The organism is Alicyclobacillus kakegawensis NBRC 103104 (assembly GCF_001552655.1).
In the GTDB taxonomy this organism is placed as follows: domain Bacteria; phylum Bacillota; class Bacilli; order Alicyclobacillales; family Alicyclobacillaceae; genus Alicyclobacillus_G; species Alicyclobacillus_G kakegawensis.
In genome coordinates this window covers 1-1,839 of sequence record NZ_BCRP01000054.1, presented here as the reverse complement: position 1 = coordinate 1,839, position 1,839 = coordinate 1, and the positions used below count along the sequence as shown (strand labels likewise).

Here is a 1,839-nt window from a genome sequence, read left to right as displayed (position 1 = left end):
TCCTCTCATCGAGGAATTTCCAGCTAAATGGTTGTTGCAGGTCGAGGGTGTAGCCGAACCCGCACCACAGCCCAAAGGGCGAGGAGCGGAAATCGGGATCCCCAGAGACAACACGGTTCCTTGAAAACTTCATGAAATGCAACGTCGGGATCTTGGACTCTTCGTGATGTTCCCGGACAATGACCTTAGGGTCATTTGGGGAAATTCGCTTCGCTCCTGTAGCTCGACTACGTTCAAAGTCTGTTTCCCCAGCACTCGCTTGGACTTCTAACCCGTTGGCTGTTCCCTTCGGCAACCCATGCTCGAATGTAGCAGCTTTCGAGGCGGCTCATGGACCGAAGGAAGTTCCGATATGCGAGGGTGCTTGGTCTGCGAGCGCGCTGGGGGCATCCCGAAGAGTCCGATTTCCCTAAATCCCCAATCAGAAGGGGGGGACAACCCTTGCGACTGTTTGTCGGTATCGACGTGAGCTCTGCAGATTTAAAAGTCTGTGCCATGAACACCGATGGTAACACACTGGATATCTTCACCGTCCAGAACAACTACGATGGCGCTACCTACCTTCGGGACAAGCTTGTGTTCCTGGCGGATAGGGAGAATCCTAAGGAAATTCACATCGGACTTGAATCCACATCCGTGTACAGTTGGCACCCCGCCATGTTCTTGCACGAGGATGGCTCGTTGCAAGAACGCGGCACCAAAGTGTTTACCATCAATCCCAAGCTCATCAGCAAGTTTCGAGAAGCTTACCCGGACCTGGACAAGACCGACTATGTGGATGCCTGGATTATCGCTGACCGCCTTCGTTTCGGGCGGCTGCCAATGACTGTGGTGTTACAAGAACAGTACATTGCCTTACAGCGTCTTACACGCATGCGATTTCATCTTGTGCATAATCTGACGCGTGAAAAGCAGTACTTCCTGCAACACCTGTTCTTTAAATGCAGCGCCTTCACCAGCGAAGTCGAAAGCAATGTCTTTGGTCATGCCATTACTGAGCTGCTGTTGGAGCAATATAGCCTCGATGAGATCGGATCCATGGAGCTGGCGGATCTTGCTGATTACCTGAAAGAGAAAGGCAAGAACCGTTTCCCGGACCCAGAGAAGGTCGCCAAGTGCATTCAGAAGGCCGCTCGTTCCTCATACCGCCTCTCCAAGTGTGTAGAGGATACGATCGACATCCTACTCGCGACGTCCATCGAGTCAATACGCGCCATCAAGCAGCAGATCAAACAGATTGACGAAGCTATCGTTCGGCTGCTGGACGGCATCCCCAACACGCTCGAGACCATTCCCGGCATTGGCCGAGTTTATTGCGCCGGCATTCTGGCTGAAATCGGCGATGTTCACCGATTTAAGGACCAAGCCGCCGTTGCGAAGTATGCCGGTCTCACGTGGCAAAAGCACCAATCCGGCAAGTTTGAAGCCGAAGATACCAAGCGAATCAAATCGGGCAACCGGTTCCTCCGCTATTACCTTGTTGAAGCCGCCAACTCGGTAAAACGATACGAGCCGGAATTCCGGGACTACTACCAAAAGAAGTTCGCTGAGGTGCCAAAGCACCAACACAAAAGAGCCCTCGTCTTAACCGCAAGAAAGCTTGTGCGCGTGGTCGATGCGCTGCTACGTAACGACCAAATTTACACGCCAAGAAGGAGGGTGAACCCATCTAGCCGATAAACCACCTCCTTAATATGTTTTGGAAATACGTCCAGTTTGAGGATTGTCACCAAACTGGGTTACTTTCGTGCTGCCTTCTTCTCTGACTCAAGGCGATTTCAGTCCAACGTAATTTCCAATTTTCAAGACTCAGGGACTTGACATATTACCGCTGGACTT

1 protein-coding gene is annotated in these 1,839 nt (G+C 51.8%); it reads left to right on the top strand.

Annotation, left to right across the window (positions count from 1 at the left end; translation table 11 throughout):
• Nucleotides 1-441 precede the first annotated feature (441 nt).
• On the top strand, nt 442-1,680 hold the full coding sequence (locus AK2_RS16180; RefSeq protein ID WP_067937131.1) for an IS110 family RNA-guided transposase: 1,239 nt from the start codon (nt 442-444) through the stop codon (nt 1,678-1,680).
• The last annotated feature ends 159 nt before the right edge of the window (nt 1,681-1,839 follow it).